The sequence below is a fragment of the Bacteroidota bacterium genome (assembly GCA_016194975.1).
Taxonomy (GTDB): Bacteria; Bacteroidota; Bacteroidia; order Palsa-965; family Palsa-965.
In genome coordinates, this window is record JACQAM010000020.1 from 86,034 (window position 1) to 106,447 (window position 20,414).

13 protein-coding genes are annotated in these 20,414 nt (G+C 41.9%); 6 read left to right on the forward strand and 7 right to left on the reverse strand.

Going from position 1 to position 20,414, the window contains the following annotated elements; all coding sequences use genetic code 11:
* Positions 1 to 39: 39 nt before the first annotated feature.
* The 3 genes from HY064_12880 (at position 40) to HY064_12890 (ending at position 7,932) form a co-directional block, all read left to right on the forward strand.
* Positions 40 to 5,298: a PAS domain S-box protein gene (locus tag HY064_12880; GenBank protein MBI3511549.1), complete on the forward strand. Its 5,259-nt coding sequence runs from the start codon at positions 40 to 42 to the stop codon at positions 5,296 to 5,298.
* A 40-nt stretch (positions 5,299 to 5,338) separates the two neighbouring features.
* On the forward strand, positions 5,339 to 6,025 hold the full coding sequence (locus HY064_12885; GenBank protein MBI3511550.1) for an RNA pseudouridine synthase: 687 nt from the start codon (positions 5,339 to 5,341) through the stop codon (positions 6,023 to 6,025).
* 116 nt (positions 6,026 to 6,141) lie between these two features.
* Positions 6,142 to 7,932 (forward strand): hypothetical protein, encoded by a 1,791-nt coding sequence (locus HY064_12890; protein ID MBI3511551.1) that lies wholly within the window; start codon positions 6,142 to 6,144, stop codon positions 7,930 to 7,932.
* A gap of 49 nt (positions 7,933 to 7,981) precedes the next feature.
* Here the strand turns inward: HY064_12890 and HY064_12895 are convergent, their stop codons facing one another.
* From HY064_12895 to tgt, 3 genes are all read right to left on the reverse strand, one after another.
* Complete coding sequence (locus HY064_12895) at positions 7,982 to 8,182, reverse strand: hypothetical protein (protein MBI3511552.1); 201 nt, start codon at positions 8,180 to 8,182, stop codon at positions 7,982 to 7,984.
* 191 nt (positions 8,183 to 8,373) lie between these two features.
* A complete protein-coding gene (locus HY064_12900) occupies positions 8,374 to 9,465 on the reverse strand; it encodes an LptF/LptG family permease (protein MBI3511553.1) in 1,092 nt (363 codons plus the stop codon).
* 7 nt (positions 9,466 to 9,472) lie between these two features.
* Positions 9,473 to 10,603, reverse strand: a complete 1,131-nt coding sequence (gene tgt / locus HY064_12905) for a tRNA guanosine(34) transglycosylase Tgt (protein ID MBI3511554.1) — start codon at positions 10,601 to 10,603, stop codon at positions 9,473 to 9,475.
* Between the two features lie 158 nt (positions 10,604 to 10,761).
* Between tgt and HY064_12910 the strand changes: the two genes are divergently transcribed.
* Genes HY064_12910 through rsmG form a run of 3 tightly spaced genes read left to right on the forward strand, consistent with a single transcriptional unit; the run spans position 10,762 to position 13,200 of the window.
* A complete protein-coding gene (locus HY064_12910) occupies positions 10,762 to 11,928 on the forward strand; it encodes a glycosyltransferase (GenBank protein MBI3511555.1) in 1,167 nt (388 codons plus the stop codon).
* Positions 11,919 to 12,539 carry a sigma-70 family RNA polymerase sigma factor gene (locus HY064_12915; GenBank protein MBI3511556.1) on the forward strand — a complete coding sequence of 207 codons (621 nt, stop codon included), beginning with the start codon at positions 11,919 to 11,921 and terminating at the stop codon, positions 12,537 to 12,539. Before HY064_12910 ends, HY064_12915 begins: the two co-directional genes overlap by 10 nt.
* A gap of 37 nt (positions 12,540 to 12,576) precedes the next feature.
* Positions 12,577 to 13,200, forward strand: coding sequence for a 16S rRNA (guanine(527)-N(7))-methyltransferase RsmG (rsmG, locus tag HY064_12920; GenBank protein MBI3511557.1), 624 nt, complete (start codon positions 12,577 to 12,579; stop codon positions 13,198 to 13,200).
* Positions 13,201 to 13,354: 154 nt separating this feature from the next.
* Here the strand turns inward: rsmG and HY064_12925 are convergent, their stop codons facing one another.
* Genes HY064_12925 through HY064_12940 form a run of 4 tightly spaced genes read right to left on the reverse strand, consistent with a single transcriptional unit; the run spans position 13,355 to position 20,398 of the window.
* On the reverse strand, positions 13,355 to 14,734 hold the full coding sequence (locus HY064_12925; protein ID MBI3511558.1) for a T9SS type A sorting domain-containing protein: 1,380 nt from the start codon (positions 14,732 to 14,734) through the stop codon (positions 13,355 to 13,357).
* 5 nt (positions 14,735 to 14,739) lie between these two features.
* Complete coding sequence (locus HY064_12930) at positions 14,740 to 17,241, reverse strand: T9SS type A sorting domain-containing protein (GenBank protein ID MBI3511559.1); 2,502 nt, start codon at positions 17,239 to 17,241, stop codon at positions 14,740 to 14,742.
* Positions 17,242 to 17,266: 25 nt separating this feature from the next.
* The gene (locus HY064_12935) at positions 17,267 to 18,682 is read right to left on the reverse strand and encodes a hypothetical protein (protein ID MBI3511560.1); all 1,416 of its coding nucleotides are present in this window, start codon (positions 18,680 to 18,682) and stop codon (positions 17,267 to 17,269) included.
* 6 nt (positions 18,683 to 18,688) lie between these two features.
* Positions 18,689 to 20,398, reverse strand: coding sequence for a T9SS type A sorting domain-containing protein (locus HY064_12940; GenBank protein ID MBI3511561.1), 1,710 nt, complete (start codon positions 20,396 to 20,398; stop codon positions 18,689 to 18,691).
* Positions 20,399 to 20,414 lie beyond the last annotated feature (16 nt).

The window sequence follows — 20,414 nt, forward strand, 5'->3', positions numbered from 1 at the left end:
CTCCCAACTTCTCCGTATCTTTAAGACAGCACCTCGTGTATGTTTTTTCCTCGACTCACTGACCGCAATTTCCGTCGCCTCCTGTTGTTGCAGGTGTTTTTGTTTTTTTCGGTTTTTGTTTTTTCACAACAATATAATTTTCTCAACTATTCTGTCCGCGATGGATTGCCACAGTCGAAAGTGCTTTGCGAATTCCAGGATCATGATGGTTACCTGTGGATAGGAACGGAAGCAGGAGTCTCGCGATTCGACGGAACCGAATTCGATAATTATTCCGATGAGAATGGTTTTCCGGGAAATGAAGTCACTGCCATTGCTGAAAATGAATCGGGTGTGCTGCTTGCTACCGATAGCGGTGTTGTTGTTTTTTCAGAAGGGAAATTCATTCTTTATAAATCATTCAAAGCTGGTTTTCATTCTGTAAAATGTTTTTTCAGCGGGATCAATAATGAAACTTTACTCGGAACAGATGCAGGGATATTTTCTTTTTCTCATGGCAAATACCAGAAAATAAAAACTTCAACGCCGGTCGATGCGCTTCCCGTTGAATGCGGCCTTGCGGATGCCCGCGGCAATCTATGGGTAGGAACAAGCGCCAATGGACTTTTTTGTTTTCACGAACAGAATTTCATGTACACGAATTTCTCGTTCACCGACCAGGAAAAAATTGATTACGCGCACGTACGCGGGATCGTGGAGACGGAGAATAATGTGATCTGGATCGCAACTGCGGGCGAGGGATTATTTTCTTATGATGGAAATATTCTCACCCCGTTATTACTTCCCGAAAAAGCGAAGACAGATTATTTTACCTGCGTGCATAAAGATATGTTCGGCGATATCTGGCTGGGAACAGCGGGAAAAGGAGTCATTCACTACACGCGTTCTGCTTTCAAAATTTATGACCGGCAGAACGGGCTCGGCGATGATGAGATCACCTGCATCACTTCCGACCGGCAGGGAAATACGTGGTTCGGAACAGAAACAGAAGGACTGATATTTTTTTACGGGAATCAATTCACGACGGTGAATGTGAAAGAAGGTTTGCCGGATAATGATGTGCACGGAATTGTGCAGGACAACGAAAGCAATATGTGGTTTGCAACTTCTGGCGGACTTGCGATGTACGACGGATTGGATGTGACGAAGTATGATGAGCAGAATGGATTGTTCCGCAATGTGAGAGCAGTGACCAACGACGGAAATATTATTTTCTGCGGAAGTGAAGATGGGAATGTGGGCGTTGTGCAGAATAGAAAATGCGCTGTATTTCATTCACCCCCGGGAATAAATACAGGAGAGATCATCAGTATGCTTTACACCAGCGATGGATCGGTTTGGATCGGTACCGCTGAGAACGGGTTGTTCCGTTTTTCTTTTACGAAAAATAATAGTGGAATTATTTCCGATGGAAAATTCGAGAATGTAAGCACTGGAAATACTTTGCTGCACAACACGATCTGGAACATTTATGAATCAGATGACGGAATGATCTGGCTCGGAACTTCGAAAGGATTATTTGAATTGATGAATGGAAATGCTGTGCGCCCGGAAATGACCGGAAAAAAACAGCCACCGTTTCTCCCGGTTTATTCCGTGAATGGCGATAACAGCTTTATTTATTTCAGCACGCTGCGCAATGGGGTCTGGCGCTACAACCGCAAAACGCATTTTTACCAGTCGCTCGATAAAAAAATTGAAGGAATAGGAAGCGATTTTATCCGCGCCATTTCACCAGTGGAATCGAACTCGATGTACGTGACGCACTCGATGGGAATGGATCGCATCACGTTCACCCCCGATTCACAATTCATCCGCCACTTCTGGTACAAAGATGGAATTGGAACCGATAATTTTTCTGCCGGAGTGATTTTTCATTCGAAAGACGGACGCGTGTGGATGGGTTCATCAGATGGCGTTATCATTTACACACCATCGGGAGAGCGTGCGCGTGCGAATCCTCCGCAGGTGGAAATAAAAGAAGTGTTGCTCTTCAATCATGAAACAGACTGGAGCAAATTCACCGACAGCATTCTTCCGGGAGGAATTCCTTTCGATCCTGTTCTTTCGTATGAGCAAAACCAGGTCACATTTAAATTGGCGGGAATACAGTTCGGTGCGGGTGTGAATATCCGTTTCCAGTACAAACTCGAACCGATAGAGCAGAACTGGATCACGCTCGAGCAGGGAAATATTATTTCTTTCACCAATCTTCCGCCTGGAAATTATCATTTGTTTGTGAAGGCCGGCAACAGCAATAACACGTGGAGCAACCCGTATGTTTTTTCTTTTTCTATTTCACCGCCTTTCTACGCCACCATCTGGTTCTATCTTTCTGTACTCGGATTTTTATGCACCGTTGGAATATTACTCGTGTTTCTCTATCGGCGGTTCCGTGTCGATTTCATCCGGCGCCACCGTTCATTCAGCGATTACCAGCTGAACACGGCGAGAATGGTTTTGTTGTTTTCTGGATTGATCTATCCTGTTTCATTGATCCTCTGCGGACTTTTCCGTCCCGATATCAATTTCAGTATTTCTACAGGAAGCATTGTCTCGGTGGTGTTGATCGCATTTTTCGCTTCTACTTTTTATGTTCCTGTTGTTCGCAAACTTCCTTCACTTTTTTCGCAGGTGGCGTATGGATTGCTCATCGCTGATGTTTTGTACATCAATCATCTCAATCAGCTTGATCCCGTTACGGTGATCATTCTTGCCGTTGCACTTGGTGGAGGAGGAGTAGTGTTCGATAATGTAAGATCTGTTTCTGTTTTTTCCGGAATGCTTTTATTTTCTGTTGCACTGCTAATGGCGGGTTCACCGGGAGATGCACTTTTCAATCGCTGGTTATTATTGCTGGGTGTGGTGGTCAGCATTGTCATCATGTACATCAGTGTTCTTTCGCGGCTCAATCTTTTCAATCGCCTGATCTTTGCAGACACCGCGATCAACAATTCAAAAAGTCTCGTGATCGCGGCTGAGGAATCGGGAAAAATAATTTTTGTAAGCCGCAGCATTCGTTCCATTCTCGGTTACACCGAAAGTGAAGTGATGGGGGATAACTGGTGGAAAGTGCGTACCGATGATCCGGAAGAAAATGAGCGGATGAAAAAAATTATTATTTCGCAGGAAGGAAATGTTCCGGTTTATGTTGCTGCACTCAAGGCAAAGAATGGAACAGTCCGCTGGATCCAATGGTCCGACACCGTTTTGGAGAATGGAATAAAAGTCGGGATCGGCGTTGATGTTACAGACCGAAAAGAAATCGAAGAACGTTATCGCCACATCGTAGAGTCCGCTACCGATATTATTTTCACTGCCGATTATCGCGGGCGATTCACATTTGTAAATGATGTGGCGAGTAAGATCACCGGTTATAGTTCAGAAGATCTTCTTGGAAAACATTTCACGCATGTGGTTCGCCCCGATTACATTGATGAAGTGCGGAATTTTTATGCCAATCAATTCCGGAAAAAAACACTGAGTTCTTATCTTGAGTTCCCGGGAATTACGCGCGATGGAAAAGTGGTTTGGATCGGGCAAACGGTGCGCATTCTTTTTGATGAAGCAAGGCCGGCGGTCATCAGCGGATTTCAGGCGATAGCGCGCGACATCACGGAGAAAAAAAGATACGAGCAGGAACTTGAAAAATTATCGCTCGTTGCGAGTGAAACGATCAATGGAGTTCTTATTTGTGATCCCGATGGTTTGATCGAGTGGGTGAATGAAGGATTCACACGCATTACCGGTTACCAGTTGAATGAAGTGAAAGGAAAAATGCCGGGCGATGTACTCGCGGGCCATCGCACGGATCGGCTCGCGATCACCATGGTGCGCGAGCAGGCGAAACTTGCCGAAGGATTCAACAAAGAATTTCTCGTTTATCACAAGAATGGAAATGAAATATGGCTCGCAGTTTCCAATACGCCCATCGTGGATGAGCACGGGCGTGTACTCAACCAGATCGAAATTTTCAACGACATCACGGAGAAGAAGCGTTACGAAATTGAACTGGCGCGTTACTCACGCAAATTAGAAACGCTGAATATGGCGAAAGAGCAGTTGCTGAATTCGCATTCGCTGGAATCCATTGCAGAAAATGTGCTGGGCAGTCTTGCTGAAAGAATAAATTATCTGCGAAGAACTTCCATCGCACTGTTTGATGAAAGCGCACAACTCATCGATCTTGTTTTTGTGATCCGCGACGGTGACCGCAAGCCGGGGAAAATGATTTTGCCACTCGAGAGTTTCCGCAATATGGAAATGCTTCGTGCGAATCAACATTATCTCGTGAATGATCTTGATGTAGAAACGGATCATTCCATTTCCGATCTTGAAAATCTCGATGCGGGTGTGCGTTCTTATCTTGTTACGCCATTGTACGCGCAGGGACAATTGCTCGGCACGGTGAATATCGGTTCATCAGTTGCATACGCAATTTCTGAAGATGATATTGAAATGATCCGCGAAGTGGCCGATGCGATGGCAGGTGCACTTTTGCAATTGAGATATCTCGGCATCATCGAACAGAAGAATAAAGATATTTCGGCGAGTATTCTTTATGCAAGAAGAATTCAGGATGCGATCCTTCCTCCCGAAGAAATGCTGCGCGACCAGATCGGTGATCTTTTTGTTCTTTTCAAACCGAAAGATATCCTGAGCGGAGATTTTTATTGGGGAGAACAAAAAGGAAAACATACTTTTCTCGCTGTTGTCGATTCCACAGGTCACGGAGTTCCGGGCGCGTTGCTTTCACTCATGGGACAGAATTTATTGAACCAGGCCGTGCACGAACGCCATTTCACTCGTCCCGCCGCTATTCTCGATTATCTTAATGCAGGAATTCAGCACACATTGAATCAATATAAAAAAGTGGGCGAGTTGCGCGATGGAATGGATATTTCTCTTTGTGTTTTTGAAAACGAAACAAAGAAAATGCAATTTGCCGGAGCAGTGAACCCGATGTACATCATCCGCGACGGAATGCTTATCCAGTCGAGAGGAAATCGTTTTTCAATTGGAAGTTATTTCGATAATAAGATGCGGCCATTCACGAACCAGGAAACTGACTTGCAGAGCGGAGATATTATTTATCTTTTCACAGATGGATTTTCCGACCAGTTCGGCGGTGAGGAAGAAAGAAAATTCTCACTGAAACGTTTGCGCGAAACTTTACTGAGCATTCACACAGAAGAAATGTCGGTGCAGAAAAGAATGCTGGATGAACTGATGAAATCGTGGATGGGCGATAATATTCAAACAGATGATGTGTGCGTGATAGGAATCCGAATTAAATGAAGTAAAAATTATAAATCCAGATTGTCCTATATAAATCATTATGCAGTTCACGGATCAGATTCTTTTCGAGGACAATCATCTTCTCGCTATAAATAAAAAACCATCGGAGATCGTGCAGGCCGATAAAACGGGTGATGCGCCAATGGGCGATGCGATCAAAGAATACCTGAAGAAAAAATACGATAAGCCGGGAGAAGTTTTTCTCGGCGTCATTCATCGCCTTGACCGGCCTGTGAGCGGTGTGGTTTTATTTGCAAAGACGAGCAAAGCATTAGCAAGAATGAATGAAATGTTCCGTACGCGCGAAGTGAAGAAAGTTTACTGGGCAGTTGTTTCATCGCCTCCGCCGAAGAATGAAGATCACCTGGTACACTGGCTGAAGAAGAATGAAAAAATGAATAAATCTTTCGCATCGCTTCACGAAGTAAAAAATTCCCTGAAATGCGAACTCGATTACAAATTGCTCGCTAAGTCAGATAAATATTTTTTACTCGAGATCGATCCGCATACGGGCCGCCATCACCAGATACGCGTGCAGCTCGCAACGATCGGCTGCATCATCAAAGGCGATCTGAAATACGGGGCAAGAAGATCTAATCCCGATGCATCCATTCATCTTCACGCAGGAAAATTAGAATTTATTCACCCGGTGAAAAAAGAAAGTGTAAAAATAATTGCGCCGCCGCCGGATGAATCGCTGTGGAATTTTTTTAGTGGGAAGGGCTGATAAAAATTCTTCAGCGTTGTATTATATCCCCCCCCTCGGAACCATTGGAAATTTTCAAAAAAAATTTAACAGTATATTTGAATACAGCTTGTTAAAAAAACCATCTGAAACACCTTGTGAAAGTCTTAAGAGTAATAGGCCTTTTCCTTCGGAAGAAAATAATTTTCCTTTTCCTTATTCTGGTAGGAGGTTTATTTCTCAATAAATCGATTACTAATCTTAGTGATGAACGTTGGAAATGTGTTCTCGGTATGGACGGAAGAGGATATTATAGTTATTTGCCTTCATTTCTTATTTATCATGATCCTTCCTGTTCATTTTATAAAGGGCAGTCAGAAGCTCCAAATGACACGGCTAATTTTCTTAATATTATTAATGGGAACTACGTAAACAAGTATTTCGTAGGCGAAGCTCTTTGTCAATTGCCATTCTTTATTATCTCTGGAGTTTATGCAAAATTATTTCATTATAAAACCAATGGGTTTTCGGAACCTTATATGTATGGTGTTGCTTTCGCGGCGATTTTCTATTTACTGCTTGGTTTATATTTTCTGTGGAACTTCCTGAGACTTTTTAATTTCAGTGATCTTATCATCTTATTCGTCCTTTCATGTTTTGTTTTTGGAACAAATCTTTTCAATTACGCAATCTATGAACCCGCGATGTCGCATACTTATTCCTTTGCCGTTACGAGCATTTTTCTTTATTTCTCCCGCTCGATGATTTTATCGCCGACTCTCCGCAAAGTGACATTCACTGCGGCTTCATTAGCAATAGTCACCTTAATAAGGCCTGTTGATTCTATTATTATTCTTGCAATTCCGATGACGGCCGGTAACGCAAACCAGTTAATTATTTTCCGGAAATGGCTAATTGCAAAGTGGCTTCCCCTTTTGGTTGGGATTTCGGTATTTATTATTATTTGCTCCATTCAACTTTGGATTTATTATTGGCAAACGAGACATTTTTTTCAATGGAGTTATCAAAATGAAGGATTTAATTTTAAGAATCCGCATATATGGGGAACACTTTTCAGTTACGACAAGGGACTATTTGTTTATGCGCCAATGATATTTATCGGAGTTCTTGGTTTATTGGTGATGTTCTTTCGCTCAAGATTTATTTTCGCTTGCATCCTTCCGCCGATGCTATTAATTGTTTTCATTATTTCATCATGGCACGACTGGCGATATGGATGGGGATTCGGCCTTCGCGCTTATATTGGGTACTATTCTTTGGTTGCTCTGCCGTTTGCATTCTTAACGCAATGGTTCTTTGAGAAAAAAATAGTTCTGCCGATTTTATTTCTTGTTTGCGGTTTTCTTATTTTCTTAAATCTAATTCAGGTTTATCAGTACCAAAACAAAATATTACATCCGGGCTTCATGAATAAAGAGAGGTACTGGCTCATTTTTTTGAAGACCGGCAAAGAATTCGAGGACACTCTTTTCCACGATAATTTTGTCATGGAATCTGAAGGGGACTTTAATGATATGGAAGGATATGTTGATTGGCCGGGAATGGAGACAATTGTTCAAGGCAACGCTCATTCAGGAACGCATTATTCAAAGATAGATTCTCATTCTCCCTACTCTGCCGGCTATTGCAAAATAATGAATGAAGATTTTTTTGATACTCCTTCGCATATCAAGATTTCTGCATGGGTAATGAAAGATAATTCTGAAGCGAAAGGCGATCTGATCATCACGGAAACTGGACAGGATAGTATTTTCTTTAATAAGGCCATTCCGCTACCTGCTTTTTCAGGTTTAAGAAATTGGTATGAGATTGCAACAGAAGTAGAACTTCCTGAACGAAAGAGCAGGAATGAACAACTCAAGGTGTTTTTTGTAAGGTATAATGGAATGTGGGGCGTTGATGACTTTTCCGTCAAACTTCTAAAGTAACCATTGGTCAAATGAACTTAGCAAGAGGCACTTGGTCGGGGGATACATACTATTGGTTAATGTACTTCAGAACTTTTATTTCTCCATTTATATTGCATCGAACAAAATAAATTCCTTTTGGTTGATCGGAAATATCAACATCAACTTCATTGGTAGAGGTTTGGAATTGCGCAGTTAAATGAGAAATAAAACCCATAATTATCACCGATAAAATTGCTGATAACATTTTTCTTGAAGTTGTAGTTTTCATGTTAGATTATCTTTTGGCCTACTCTTTATCAATCTTTGGAGAATCAATTCTTTAAAAAATCAATTCATGACGCAATGTAGTGTATCGGGCAATCCGTGTCAAGAATTTCGTGAAAATATTTTCGTTCATTCGTCACCAACTGAGTTAAATCGGCAAAGTTTAAATCACAAGAGAATTGTATCATGGGAATATCACTTTGGCGCTTTTCTCAATAAATAAAAGCAAACAAAAAGAAAAATAATATTCGGCAGCCACACGGCCAGCATGGAAGGCATGGAACCGTTCTGCGCATAGGAAACAAAAAGCTGGTTGAGAAAAATAAAAATAAAACTCAGCGCCAGCCCGAATCCAAGATGACGCCCTATTCCACCACGCACTTTCCTGCTCGATACAGAAACTCCAATGAGCGTAAGAATGAAAGTGGCGAACGGCGATGCAAACCTGTTCTGCAATTCGATCTCGTACGTGCCAATGGAATCGGATCCTTTTAGCCGTTCATTCTCAATGAATTTTCTAAGCTCCGGCGTGGTCATGCATTCTTTTTCATTTTCCGCCCGGCCAAAATCTTTCGGGCTGAGATCGAATGACGTGTCGAATTTCGGCCGCACAGGCGTAAGTAGTTCTTTTTTTCCATTGATGAAACGTGTGTAGGAATCGAGAATAGACCAACGATTGTGAATACTGTCCCACTGTATTTCGCGCGCATACATTTTCGAGATAAGCGAACGGTCCCTGAATTTTTCCATCGTGAAAAGCGAACCGGAATTATCCTGCGCATCGTACGTGCTCATGTAAACGAAAACGCCATCGGAAATTTTGCGGTGAATATTTTTTCCGGCAAAAACATAATTCTTGTCAATGTATTTATCCATAAAATCGATCCGTATTTTGTTCGACATCGGAATGATGAAATTATTCAGCACGAGTGAAATTGCAGCGATCACACTGGCGCCAATAAGATAGGGCCGCAGAAAACGATTGAAACTTACTCCGGAAGAAAGAATGGCAACGATCTCCGTTCGTGATGCAAGACGACTGGTAAAATAAATGACGGAAATGAAAGTGAAAAGTGGGCTGAACAGGTTGACGAAGTAGGGAACGAAATTCACGTAGTAATCAAAAACAATGGCGTGCAGTGTGATCCCCGGTTGCAGGAAATCTTCGATCTTCTCCGACACATCGAAAACAATAACGATGAACATGATGAGGATGATGGAAAGAAAAAAAGTTCCCAGGAATTTTTTCAGGATGTAGCGGTCGAGTATCTGTAGCGGTCTATCCATTTTTTTTTCAGAGACGATTTTCGAGCGTGCCCGTCATTGTTTTTTTCCACGGAGAAAAATCGCCGTCGATGATATGTTTTCTTGCTTCGCGCACGAGCGAAAGATAAAAGGAAAGATTGTGAACAGAAGCGATCATAGCGCCGAGCATTTCTTCACTGTGAAAAAGATGGCGTACATAAGCTTTGGAATACTGCGCATCGGCAAAAGATGTGCCCGATTCATCGAGTGCAGAGTGATCGTTCTTCCATTTTTCATTTTTTATGTTAATGATCCCATTGCGGGTGAAGAGCAGCCCGTGACGCGCATTACGTGTGGGCATCACGCAGTCGAACATATCCACGCCCAGCGCAATGCACTCGAGTATATTCGCCGGTGTGCCCACGCCCATAAGGTAGCGCGGTTTTTTTTCAGGAAGTATAGAAGTAACGAGATCGGTGAGTGCATACATTTCTTCCACCGGTTCCCCCACCGATAATCCACCGATCGCATTTCCTTCGCGGTCCTGTTCCGCAATAAATTCAGCAGAAATTTTTCGAAGGTCACGATAAGTACTTCCCTGTACAATTGGAAAAAAGGACTGTGAATAATTATAGAGCGGATCGGTGGAATCGAATTGTGCGATGCAGCGTTTCAGCCAGCGATGCGTCATTTCCATTGACGTTTTTGCATCTTCATACGAACAGGGCCACGCCGTGCATTCATCAAAAGCCATAATAATATCGGCGCCTATCTTCCGCTGAATGTCCATCACATTTTCAGGCGTGAACAAATGTTTCGATCCATCGATGTGCGAAGAAAATTCAACTCCTTCCTCATCAAGTTTTCTTTTATGACTCAGCGAATAAACCTGGTAACCGCCGCTGTCAGTGAGAATAGGTTTGTCCCATGAATTAAAATGATGAAGTCCGCCGGCCGCTGAAATTATTTCTGTTCCCGGCCGCAGGTAAAGGTGGTAAGTGTTACCGAGAATAATTTCTGCGCTGATGTCCTCTTTCAATTCACGCTGGTGAACCGCTTTCACCGTTCCTGCAGTTCCCACCGGCATAAAGATGGGAGTATGGATCACGCCATGATCGGTGGTGATCTTTCCCGCACGGGCTTTCGAGTGAGGATCGCTCTGTTGTAATTCGAATTTCAATGGTGTAAAGATAGGTATTGGTTATTCGTTGGAATGTAAAATCACGGAGGTCTATTTACCAATTAATCATACTCCAAATTCATCGCTCGTAACGCATCTCTATAACGATTCTGTTAATTACTTTGTTGATAGCAAAAATTCCATTCCAGAATCTGCCAATGGAGCGCACCTATTTTTGTTGCGTGGTACAGGAATTTCTTTCACAGGTAAAAACTGTTTCGCCGGGCATGATCTGTTTCTGGCTGCTGGTCGCTGGATTTTTCATTCAGCTATTCTATCATTTTTATTTTTTTCTCCGCGTTGCAAACTGGAAAGCAAATAAAAAAAGTGAAGATTGTCCTCCGGTTTCGCTCATCATCTGTGCGCGGAATGAAGATGACAACCTGGTGAAAAATCTTCCGCTTATTTTCTCGCAGGAATATCCCGATTTTGAAGTGGTGGTGGTGAACGATTGTTCGTATGACAATACAGGTGATGTACTGGAAGAATTTGCAAAAAAACAAACGCGGCTGAAAATTGTTACGATAAAAGAAGATGAATATTACCAGCACGGAAAAAAAGTGGCGGTGATGATGGGCATCAAAGGATCGAAGCATGAAGTTTTACTTTTTACCGATGCAGATTGTCGCCCGGGAAGTGATCAGTGGCTGCGAACGATGACCGGAAATTTTTCTGAGCAGAAAGAGATCGTTCTTGGTTATGGCCCGTATGAACGCGCGAAAGGATTTTTGAATAAACTCATTCGTTTCGATTCATTCATGATCGGACTGCAGTATCTTTCTTTTGCGCTCGCGGGTGCGCCGTACATGGGCGTTGGAAGAAATCTCGCTTACCGGAAAAAACTTTTTTATAAAGTGAAAGGATTCGCCTCGCATTACCATATTCCTTCAGGCGACGATGATCTTTTTGTGAATGAAGCTTCCAATGGAAAAAACTGCGGCGTGGAATTGAGCGCTTCGACTTTCTGTTATTCTCCTGCGAAAAAGACGTTCCACGAATGGTGGTTTCAGAAAAGGAGGCATCTCGAAACGGGAAGCCGTTACCGGTTCAAAGACAAATTTCTGCTGGCATTGAATGTGATCGGCCAATGGATATTTTTTGGTGGCTTTATTGCCGCACTCATCCTGCAATTCCAGTGGTATGTCGTACTCGGGATCTTCATTTTTCGCTTATTGGTACAAATGCTTATCTTTAGTTTTGCGATGAAACGCCTTGGGGAACGCGATCTTGTTTTCCTCGCGCCGCTGATGGAAATAATTTTATTATTCTTTTACCCGGTAATTACCGTTTCCCGCATTTTTCAGCGAAACAGAAAATGGAATTGAACGAAGCACAGAACGAAAATCTCTCCGACAAAGCGCTCTACGATTATGGGCTTGTACGACGCGCGCTTGAGCAGGGCGAACAGAAAGCGTATGCAGAACTCATGGGCCGTTATCGCGATTCGGTTTATTACATGCTGCTGAAAATGGTGAACAATAAAGATGATGCGGAAGATCTTACAGTAGAAGCGTTCGGAAAAGCTTTTAAACGACTCAACCAGTACACTCCGAATTTCGCTTTCAGTACGTGGCTGTTCAGAATTGCTACCAACAACTGCATCGACTTCATCCGCCGGCGCAGAAAAAATACTTTTTCCATCGATCAGACCATTCAGGATGATGAAGGCGGAGAAATGGTAATGGATCTGAAATCCGAGACACTCGACCCGGAAGAGCACATCATGAAAAAACAAAAAGTGATGATGCTGCGTGAATTAGTGGATAAGCTCAAACCGCGTTACCGCACACTCATCGAGATGCGCTACTTCCAGGAATTATCCTATGAAGAAATTGCGGAACAACTCGAATTGCCATTGGGAACGGTGAAAGCACAACTCTTCCGCGCAAGAGAATTTCTCTACAACGTGCTCAAGAATACGCAGGGAAAATTTTAATGTGTAAATGTGCTGATTTGCCAATGAACTTCGTTCCGTGAATCAGATAAAAAAATATTTTCCGGACCTTTCTTCGAATCAATCGGCAAAATTTTCCATGCTCAAAGAGTTGTATGATTTCTGGAATGCGCAGATCAATGTCATTTCCAGGAAAGATATGGATGATTTTTATGTGCATCATGTTTTGCATTCGCTCTCGATTGCAAAAATTCTTTCCTTCAAACCCGGAACAGAAATTCTCGATATAGGAACAGGCGGTGGATTTCCCGGAATTCCGCTGGCGATATTATTCCCGGAAACAAAATTTCATCTCGTGGATTCCGTTGGTAAAAAAATAAAAGTGGTGAATGAAGTGGCGAATGCGTTACAACTCGAAAACATTTCTGCGCAACAGGTGCGTGCGGAAGAACTCGGTTCGAAATATGATTTTGTTGTTTCGCGTGCGGTGGCGCGTTGGACCGAATTGCAGCTATGGACAATGAAACTCATCAGGAAAAAACAAATGAATGCCATGCCCAACGGATGGTTCCTGCTCAAAGGCGGTGATCTTGCCGATGAATTCAGTCATGTGAAAAAGAGAAAGGAAGAATATACGATCAGCGATTTTTTTAAAGAAGATTATTTTAAAGCGAAAAAAGTTGTGTATGTACCGGCGGTGTGAGAAAGTAATATTGCTAATGGGAAATGTGCTGATGGTAATGGAAACCTTATTCTTGCGAATCTGTCACCTGCATCCGAAGTCACAAATGGGCTTGCGAAAAAACGGAGAGCGAAATAAGAAGTGAGAAAAGAGTAAAATATTTTTTCATGGGAAATTATTTTTGAATAATAATTTTTTGAGTGAACGATCCTTTTTCGTTTCTCGCATTCACAAAATAAATTCCATTTGCTTGATCAGATAAATCAATTTCCTGGTTTGAGTTTGAAATTACGGTTTGATAAATTATTTCTCCGAGAATATTGGTGATGGAAATTTCTGTCGGAGAAAAAATATTTTTTGATTGAAAAACAAATTTTCCGGATGAGGGGTTTGGGAAAATAGATGTTGCAAGTGGATGTAAATTTTCGTACACGGAAACGGATGAACACAAATAAGTGATTTGAATTGGAATGTTATTATTTACATTGGAACCGTTTACAAGTTCACCCTCCACACCGTTTCCCCAACCCCAAACCGTTCCATCATTTTTCAAAGCAAGGGAATGATTAGAACTTGATCCTGTAGCGATAGCTATTATGCCCGCCAGCCCTGTTACCTGTATAGGAAAATAACTATCAACGAAGAAGTAACCATTGCCAAGTTGTCCATAGCCATCGTATCCCCATGCCCAAACTGTGCCATCACTTTTCAAGGCAAGCGAATGTCCGAATCCAGCGGCTATCGCAATTATTCCAGTGAGAGCGGGCACCTGAATGGGAATATTTGAATCAATGTTAGTGCTATCTCCTAATTGTCCTGTGCTGTTATAGCCCCATGCCCAAACTGTGCTGTCGCTTTTTAATGCGAGTGAATGACGCCATCCGGCAGAAATTGCTGTCACACCTGTGATCGCAACCGGTACAGGATAATAAGAATCATTATTATTTCCATTTCCTAATGCACCATCAGAATTTACTCCCCATGATAGTAATGTACTGTCACTTTTCAATGCGAGACCATGAAATCTGCCTGCTGCAATAGCGGTCACATTTGTAAGTGTGTTAGCTGTCGATGGAAAATTTAAATCAACATTATTCCCGTTTCCAAGTTGGCCGAATGCGCCCCATCCCCAACACCACACTGTACCATTACTTTGTATGGCAAAGCAATGATTTGTACCTGCCGCAATGCTGACAATCTGTGTGAGAGAAGCCACTTGCACGGGCGTGTTTGTGTCTGAATTATTTCCCAGTCCAAGTTGACCTTCTCCGTTATACCCCCATGTCCATACCGTACTGTCATTTTTCAACGCAATGGAATGTCCTCCACCCACAGAGATGGCTTTCAAATGCGTCAGCCCGATTGCAGGATAAGGAATATTACTACTGCTGTTTGATCCATTCCCAAGTTCTCCTTCAGCATTGTATCCGAATGTCCACAAGACACTATCGGGGCAGATAAAAGCGGAACCGTTGCCGCCAACCGCCAATTTCTGCGCGGGTGAGATCCGTGCGAGCGAAATAAAAATGGCGAAGAGCGTAAAATATTTTTTCATAAGAATTATTTTTGAATAATAATTTTTTGCGTTAATGATTCTTTCTCATTCTTCACCGTCACAAAATAAATTCCATTGGCTTGAGCAGATAAATCTATTTCCTGGGTTGGATTAAGAATTTCAGTTTGATAAATTATTTCTCCGAGAATGTTGGTGATGGAAATTATTCCTGAGAAATTATTTTCGGGTTGAAAAGTAAATTTTCCTGGAGAAGGATTTGGAGAAATTACAAATTCTAAATTTTCATCCTGCGTTTGAATTCCCGAGCAAAGACTGACATTGATTATTGAAGTATCTGAATTTGAACAACCATTCGCATCGGTGTAAGTATAAACGATCGGAAAAATTCCTGCGCCGGCTGCTGATGGATTGAAAGTATTTCCAGTTACAGCAATACCCGAATAAATTCCTCCAGCGGGTGTGCCCGCACTTAATGTTTGCGCACCCCAGTTCACGCACATGTTTGTGGTGACTTGATTATAAGAAACAGTTGGAAGAGGATTATTTGTAATTGTTACTGTTGCAGTTGTTGAATCATTTAGAGAATCTATTACTGTAACTGAATAAGTTCCTGCGCAAAGCCCTGATGCAGTTTGGGCCGTTTGACCATCGCTCCACAAGTAAGAATATGGTGGAGTTCCATAAGATGCATTTACTGTTGCGGTTCCATTGCAAGGACCATTTCCGCAATTCATATTTGCAGGAATAATATTTGCAGTAAATAATGATTGTTTCCACACACCATTACTTTCAGTTCCTGCATAAATATCAGTTGCGCTTAATGCCAATGACCAAACATAAGTATTCGCCAAACCATTATTCATGGGAGCCCAACTGTTTCCATTATTAGTTGACACAAACACTCCACCGCCCCAAGTACCAGCATAAAGATTTGTTCCGTCTGTCACTAAAGTCATAACATAAGTATTTGTCAAACCATTATTAACTGCTGTCCAACTAACACCATTATTCGTTGACATAACTACTCCACCATTTCCGTATGCCATTCCGGCAAAAATAGTTGTACCGATTACAGCAAATGAAGTAACTGGATTGTTTTGTGAAACAAATACTTGTGTCCATGATCCTCCGTTGTTTGTTGAACGATACACGCCTTCACCCGTTCCATCTTTAGCGGCAAAAATATTTTGTCCAATTATTGCCAAGGCACTTATGGGAATATAAGACCCCAAACCATTATTGACAGCTGTCCAGCTATTGCCATTGTTGGTTGATAAAAATACGCCGCCAGCCCAAGTTCCGGCAAAAATATTTGATCCGCTTATAGCAAGTGCATGAACGTCAGTATACGTTAAGCCATTATTGATTGCTGTCCAATTGCCTCCATTGTTAGTGGATAAATATACGCCACCTCCAGTACCCGCAAAAAGATTTGTTCCATCCGAGGCAAATGAATAAATACCTCCATTTGTCATTCCGTTATTTGTCGCATTCCAACTTCCTCCATTGTTGCCAGATAAAAAAACACCAGCTGGACCATAATCGCCAGCAAAAATATTTGTTCCGTATACTGCCAATGCGGAAATCAACGTATTTGCCAAACCATTGTTAGAGGCCGTCCAATTGCTGCCAGTGTCACTTGATAAAAAAATGCCATCTCCAAATGTTCCCGCAAAAAGATTTGTTCCACAAGTAGCCAATGACAATATGGTCGTATCACTCAAACCATTATTGATGGAACTCCAATTGCTTCCGGTATCACTTGATAAAAATATTCCGCCAGTCCAAGTGCCTGCAAAAATATTTGTTCCGATTGTTGTAAATGATGAGATATTTAAATCTGTCACACCATTATTGATCGCCGTCCACAATCCTCCGTTGTTGGTAGATAAAAAGATGCCTCCACCTGCAGTTCCAGCAAAAATATTTGTTCCGCTTATCGTTAATGAATTAACAAACGTGAAGGTGAGACCATTATTGACTGCTATCCAATTGTTTCCATTATTGGTTGACTTAAAAACACCATTCTGCGTTCCTGCAAAAATTGTTGTTCCGATTGTGTCCAATGATGTTACAGTAATATAACCAAGCCCATTGTTGACCGCAGTCCATGAGTTTCCATTGTTGGTGGATAAAAATACTCCGCCGCTATTTGTTCCTGCAAAAATATTTGTGTCGATAATCATCAATGAATTGATATCGTTATAGGTCAATCCAGTGTTGACGGGCGTCCAACTATTTCCAGTATCAGTTGATAAAAGAACTCCAGCTTGCGTTCCTGCGAAAGTATTTGTTCCGCTTACTGCCAATGCTTTTACCCTTGTGAAGTAGTTAAAAGCATTATTATTCACGCACGCCCAACTGCTTCCTGAATCCCTTGACAAAAACACGCCACCATAATAAGTTCCCGCAAAAATATTTGTTCCGCTTGCTGCAATAGAACTGATCGTTCCGTCATATGGGCCATTGGATTGTTGCCATTGTGCATTTAGAATGCTTGAGGAAAATAAAAATCCAGATAGGAAACTAAGTAGTTTTGCTTTCATTCGAATTTATTTTTGAATTACAGTTTCATTTTACAATGCACAATTTCTGTTTGATCGTTTCTCCATTGGGCCTTGTGAACCTAATGAAATAAATTTCCATCGCAACACCTGCTGAATAAAAATCATTCTGGTAGTCTGATGTTTTGAAAATCAATCTTCCTCTTTCATCAAAAATTTCAAGAGCTGAATTAGGTTCAAGTCCGGAAATTTCAAATGAACCATCTCCAAATAAAACTGTAGGAATAAAAAATGCAGTTGGCGTTACAAGGATCGGCAAAACCGTTATAGTAATTGAATCTGAAAAGGAACAACCAGTTGGATTTGTTACCGTAAGTGTGTAAGTGGTCGTTTGTGTTGGGCCGGCGATCGGATTCATGCAGGTGTCGCAACTCAATCCCGTGGAAGGATTCCATTGGAAAGTTCCGGAACCTGTCGCAGTGAGTTGAGTGGTGTCTCCTGAATAAATGAGTGTATCACCAGTTATGCTTATTGAAATTATAGGGAAAGAAAATTCCCATTGACTATTTGCAAATTGATTCGAACCGTTCAATCCTGTTGTAATGTATCCACTGCAATCGATTGAAAACCCAACCGCAGCTACACGTCCATTGCCTCCGAAATTTGCTCTTTGAGTCCAGTTATTTAAAACTGGATCATATTGCCAGAAATCACTACGGTTAATACCGGCGTAATCTCCACCACAACCCAAATAGCCCTTATTTCCGAGTGAAAATCCGGTTGCCAGAACTCTTGCGACACCGGGAAAATTTGTTTTTTGAGTCCACACATTGGTTGCTGGATCATATTGCCAAAAATCCTGCACAAAAAAACCGGGACCGTTTTGTCCTGTTCCGATATATCCTTTATCAAGGACGGAAAATCCACAAGCGGAAGAAATTCCTCCTCCACCGTAATTTGCTTTTTGAGTCCATGCATCCGTCAATGGATCATATTCCCAGAAATCACTTAAAGGAAAGATCATGCCTGAGCCCGTTCCGATGTACCCTTTATTACCAATAGAAAAACCAACAGCCTGGCACCTGGCTATTCCTCCGAAGTATGCCTTAGGCGTCCATACATTGGTAATCGGATCATACTCCCAGAAATCCTGATAAAAAATAGCACTTGTCGGATCTTCTCCTGTTCCGATATAACCATTTCCACCAATAGAAAATCCAACAGCTTGAGTTCTTGCACCACCACCAAAATTTGCTTTTTGCATCCATGTATCGCTATCAGAATCATATTCCCAGAAATCATTTGTTCCGGAATTCGTCATGTCCTGTCCCGTGCCGACATATCCTTTATTTCCTATGGAGAATCCGGTTGCGGAAGTTTTTCCGTTGCCTGTAAATGTTGCTTTTTGCACCCATGTTCCCTGAGCTGAGAGTATGATGGAAATAAAAAACAAAAAAAGAAGTGAGGCGGAATATTTACTCATTGCAATTTATTTTTGAATGATTATTTTCTGTGTGAACGATTCTACTTTCGCTTTCACATTCACAAAATAAATTCCATCGGGTTGAGAACTTAAGTCAATTTCCTGGTTCGAATTATTTATTTCAGTTTGATAAATTATTTCTCCGAGGATGTTGGTGATGCAAATTATTCCGGAAAAATTATTTTCGAATTGTAAAGAAAATTTTCCTGAAGAAGGATTTGGAGAAATATGAAAAGAAAACTCCGGTATTGTTTCTATTCCGAGCGTAGTGGTATCGCTACGGAGTTTGGTAAGAAAAAAATCTGCGCTATTGGGAAAAACGCATGAATTAATGAGAGTATTATTTCCGAATGAGATGGTAGCCCCGCCAAAATAACCGGTAACGAAACATTCGTTCGCGGTGCGTGCCGCAATTGCAGCCGGGTATTCGTTATTAGAAGAAACAGCGCTCATTCCGTAAATAAAATTTCCGGAGCTGTCATACTTTACGACAAAAAGATCGCTGCTGCCGGGATTGGTATTCGGTAAAACTGTAGAACCGAATGTAATATTATACCCTTCGTATTCTCCGGTTGTGTAAACTGCGCCAGTTAAGTCAACACTTATTCCGGATCCGAATTCATCACTTCCGGCGCAAGGAGCCGAAGTACCGATACCGGTTCGAACCCACAATGGATTTCCCGCAGAATCAATTTTACAAAAGAAAAGGTCAAAAGTGCCGGAGCAGGGTGCAGAATTCAGAGCGATTAAACTTCCTAACCGGAGCGTATCGCCGGAAAATTCTCCTGTAATGAAAACATTTCCCATTGCATCTGAAGCGATGGCAATACTTGCATCATTGGAGTAATTATCGCTTGAAAAATTCTTTACCAATAATAAATTTCCATTGGTGTTGTATTTCGCTACAAAAATATCTCCGCCGAATGTTGAAGAATAGTTAGATATAGAAATAGTATCGAAAGAAACGGATGAACTGTAAAATGCTCCGGTTATCCAGATGAAGTTGTTCGCATCTGTACAGATAGAAATAGCTTCGTCAATATTGGTTCCACCTGCGGATCTTGCCCATAAAGAATTTCCAGTTTGACTGAACCCTGCAATTAAGCAATCGAGTGACGATCCGGTAGTGTCGCGATTAATCAGCGTGTCTGCTCCAATAATGAGTTTTCTGCTGCTGAAAAATCCCGTAATAAAAATATTTCCGGTTCGTGTGCAGGTTATTCTATTGGCCTGATCGTTTCCATCCCCTCCAAAATGTTTTGCCCATATTTCATTTCCGGAATTATCGAATTTCGCGATGAATAATTCCGCGCCGGAACCCTGCTGGCGGATCATGGTATCGGCGCCAAGTATTAATGTGTCAGAATTGAAATACCCGGATATAAAACTATTTCCTGATGCATCAATTGCAATTCCCTGTCCTGATGCGAAACCTTTTCTTGCTCCTTTTCCCCAGAGGATGGCACCTGAAGAATCATATTTCGCAATGAAAACTCCGGCATCGGGCAGAATAGTACTGTTCATGATTACCGAATCGCTGCTAAGCGTTCCAGTAACATAAGTGTTCCCGATCGAATCTGAGACAACAGCAGATCCCATGCTACCGTTGTAATCAATTCCGTTGAATGTGTTTGCCCACTGCCATACCGGAGATTGTGATCGCATGGATAATGTGAACAGAAGAACTGTACCCACGAGAAGAATTGTTTTTTTCATGACTTGTTTTTTTCAG

What these genes read in the sequence shown, in the direction of transcription:
- HY064_12880 (MBI3511549.1), top strand. Translation starts at nt 40, where the DNA reads ATGTTTTTTCCTCGACTCACTGACCGCAATTTCCGTCGCCTCCTGTTG.
- HY064_12895 (MBI3511552.1), bottom strand. Translation starts at nt 8,182, where the DNA reads ATGAAAACTACAACTTCAAGAAAAATGTTATCAGCAATTTTATCGGTG.
- HY064_12930 (MBI3511559.1), bottom strand. Translation starts at nt 17,241, where the DNA reads ATGAAAGCAAAACTACTTAGTTTCCTATCTGGATTTTTATTTTCCTCA.
- HY064_12900 (MBI3511553.1), bottom strand. Translation starts at nt 9,465, where the DNA reads ATGGATAGACCGCTACAGATACTCGACCGCTACATCCTGAAAAAATTC.
- HY064_12885 (MBI3511550.1), top strand. Translation starts at nt 5,339, where the DNA reads ATGCAGTTCACGGATCAGATTCTTTTCGAGGACAATCATCTTCTCGCT.
- HY064_12910 (MBI3511555.1), top strand. Translation starts at nt 10,762, where the DNA reads ATGGAGCGCACCTATTTTTGTTGCGTGGTACAGGAATTTCTTTCACAG.
- HY064_12940 (MBI3511561.1), bottom strand. Translation starts at nt 20,398, where the DNA reads ATGAAAAAAACAATTCTTCTCGTGGGTACAGTTCTTCTGTTCACATTA.
- HY064_12935 (MBI3511560.1), bottom strand. Translation starts at nt 18,682, where the DNA reads ATGAGTAAATATTCCGCCTCACTTCTTTTTTTGTTTTTTATTTCCATC.
- HY064_12925 (MBI3511558.1), bottom strand. Translation starts at nt 14,734, where the DNA reads ATGAAAAAATATTTTACGCTCTTCGCCATTTTTATTTCGCTCGCACGG.
- HY064_12915 (MBI3511556.1), top strand. Translation starts at nt 11,919, where the DNA reads ATGGAATTGAACGAAGCACAGAACGAAAATCTCTCCGACAAAGCGCTC.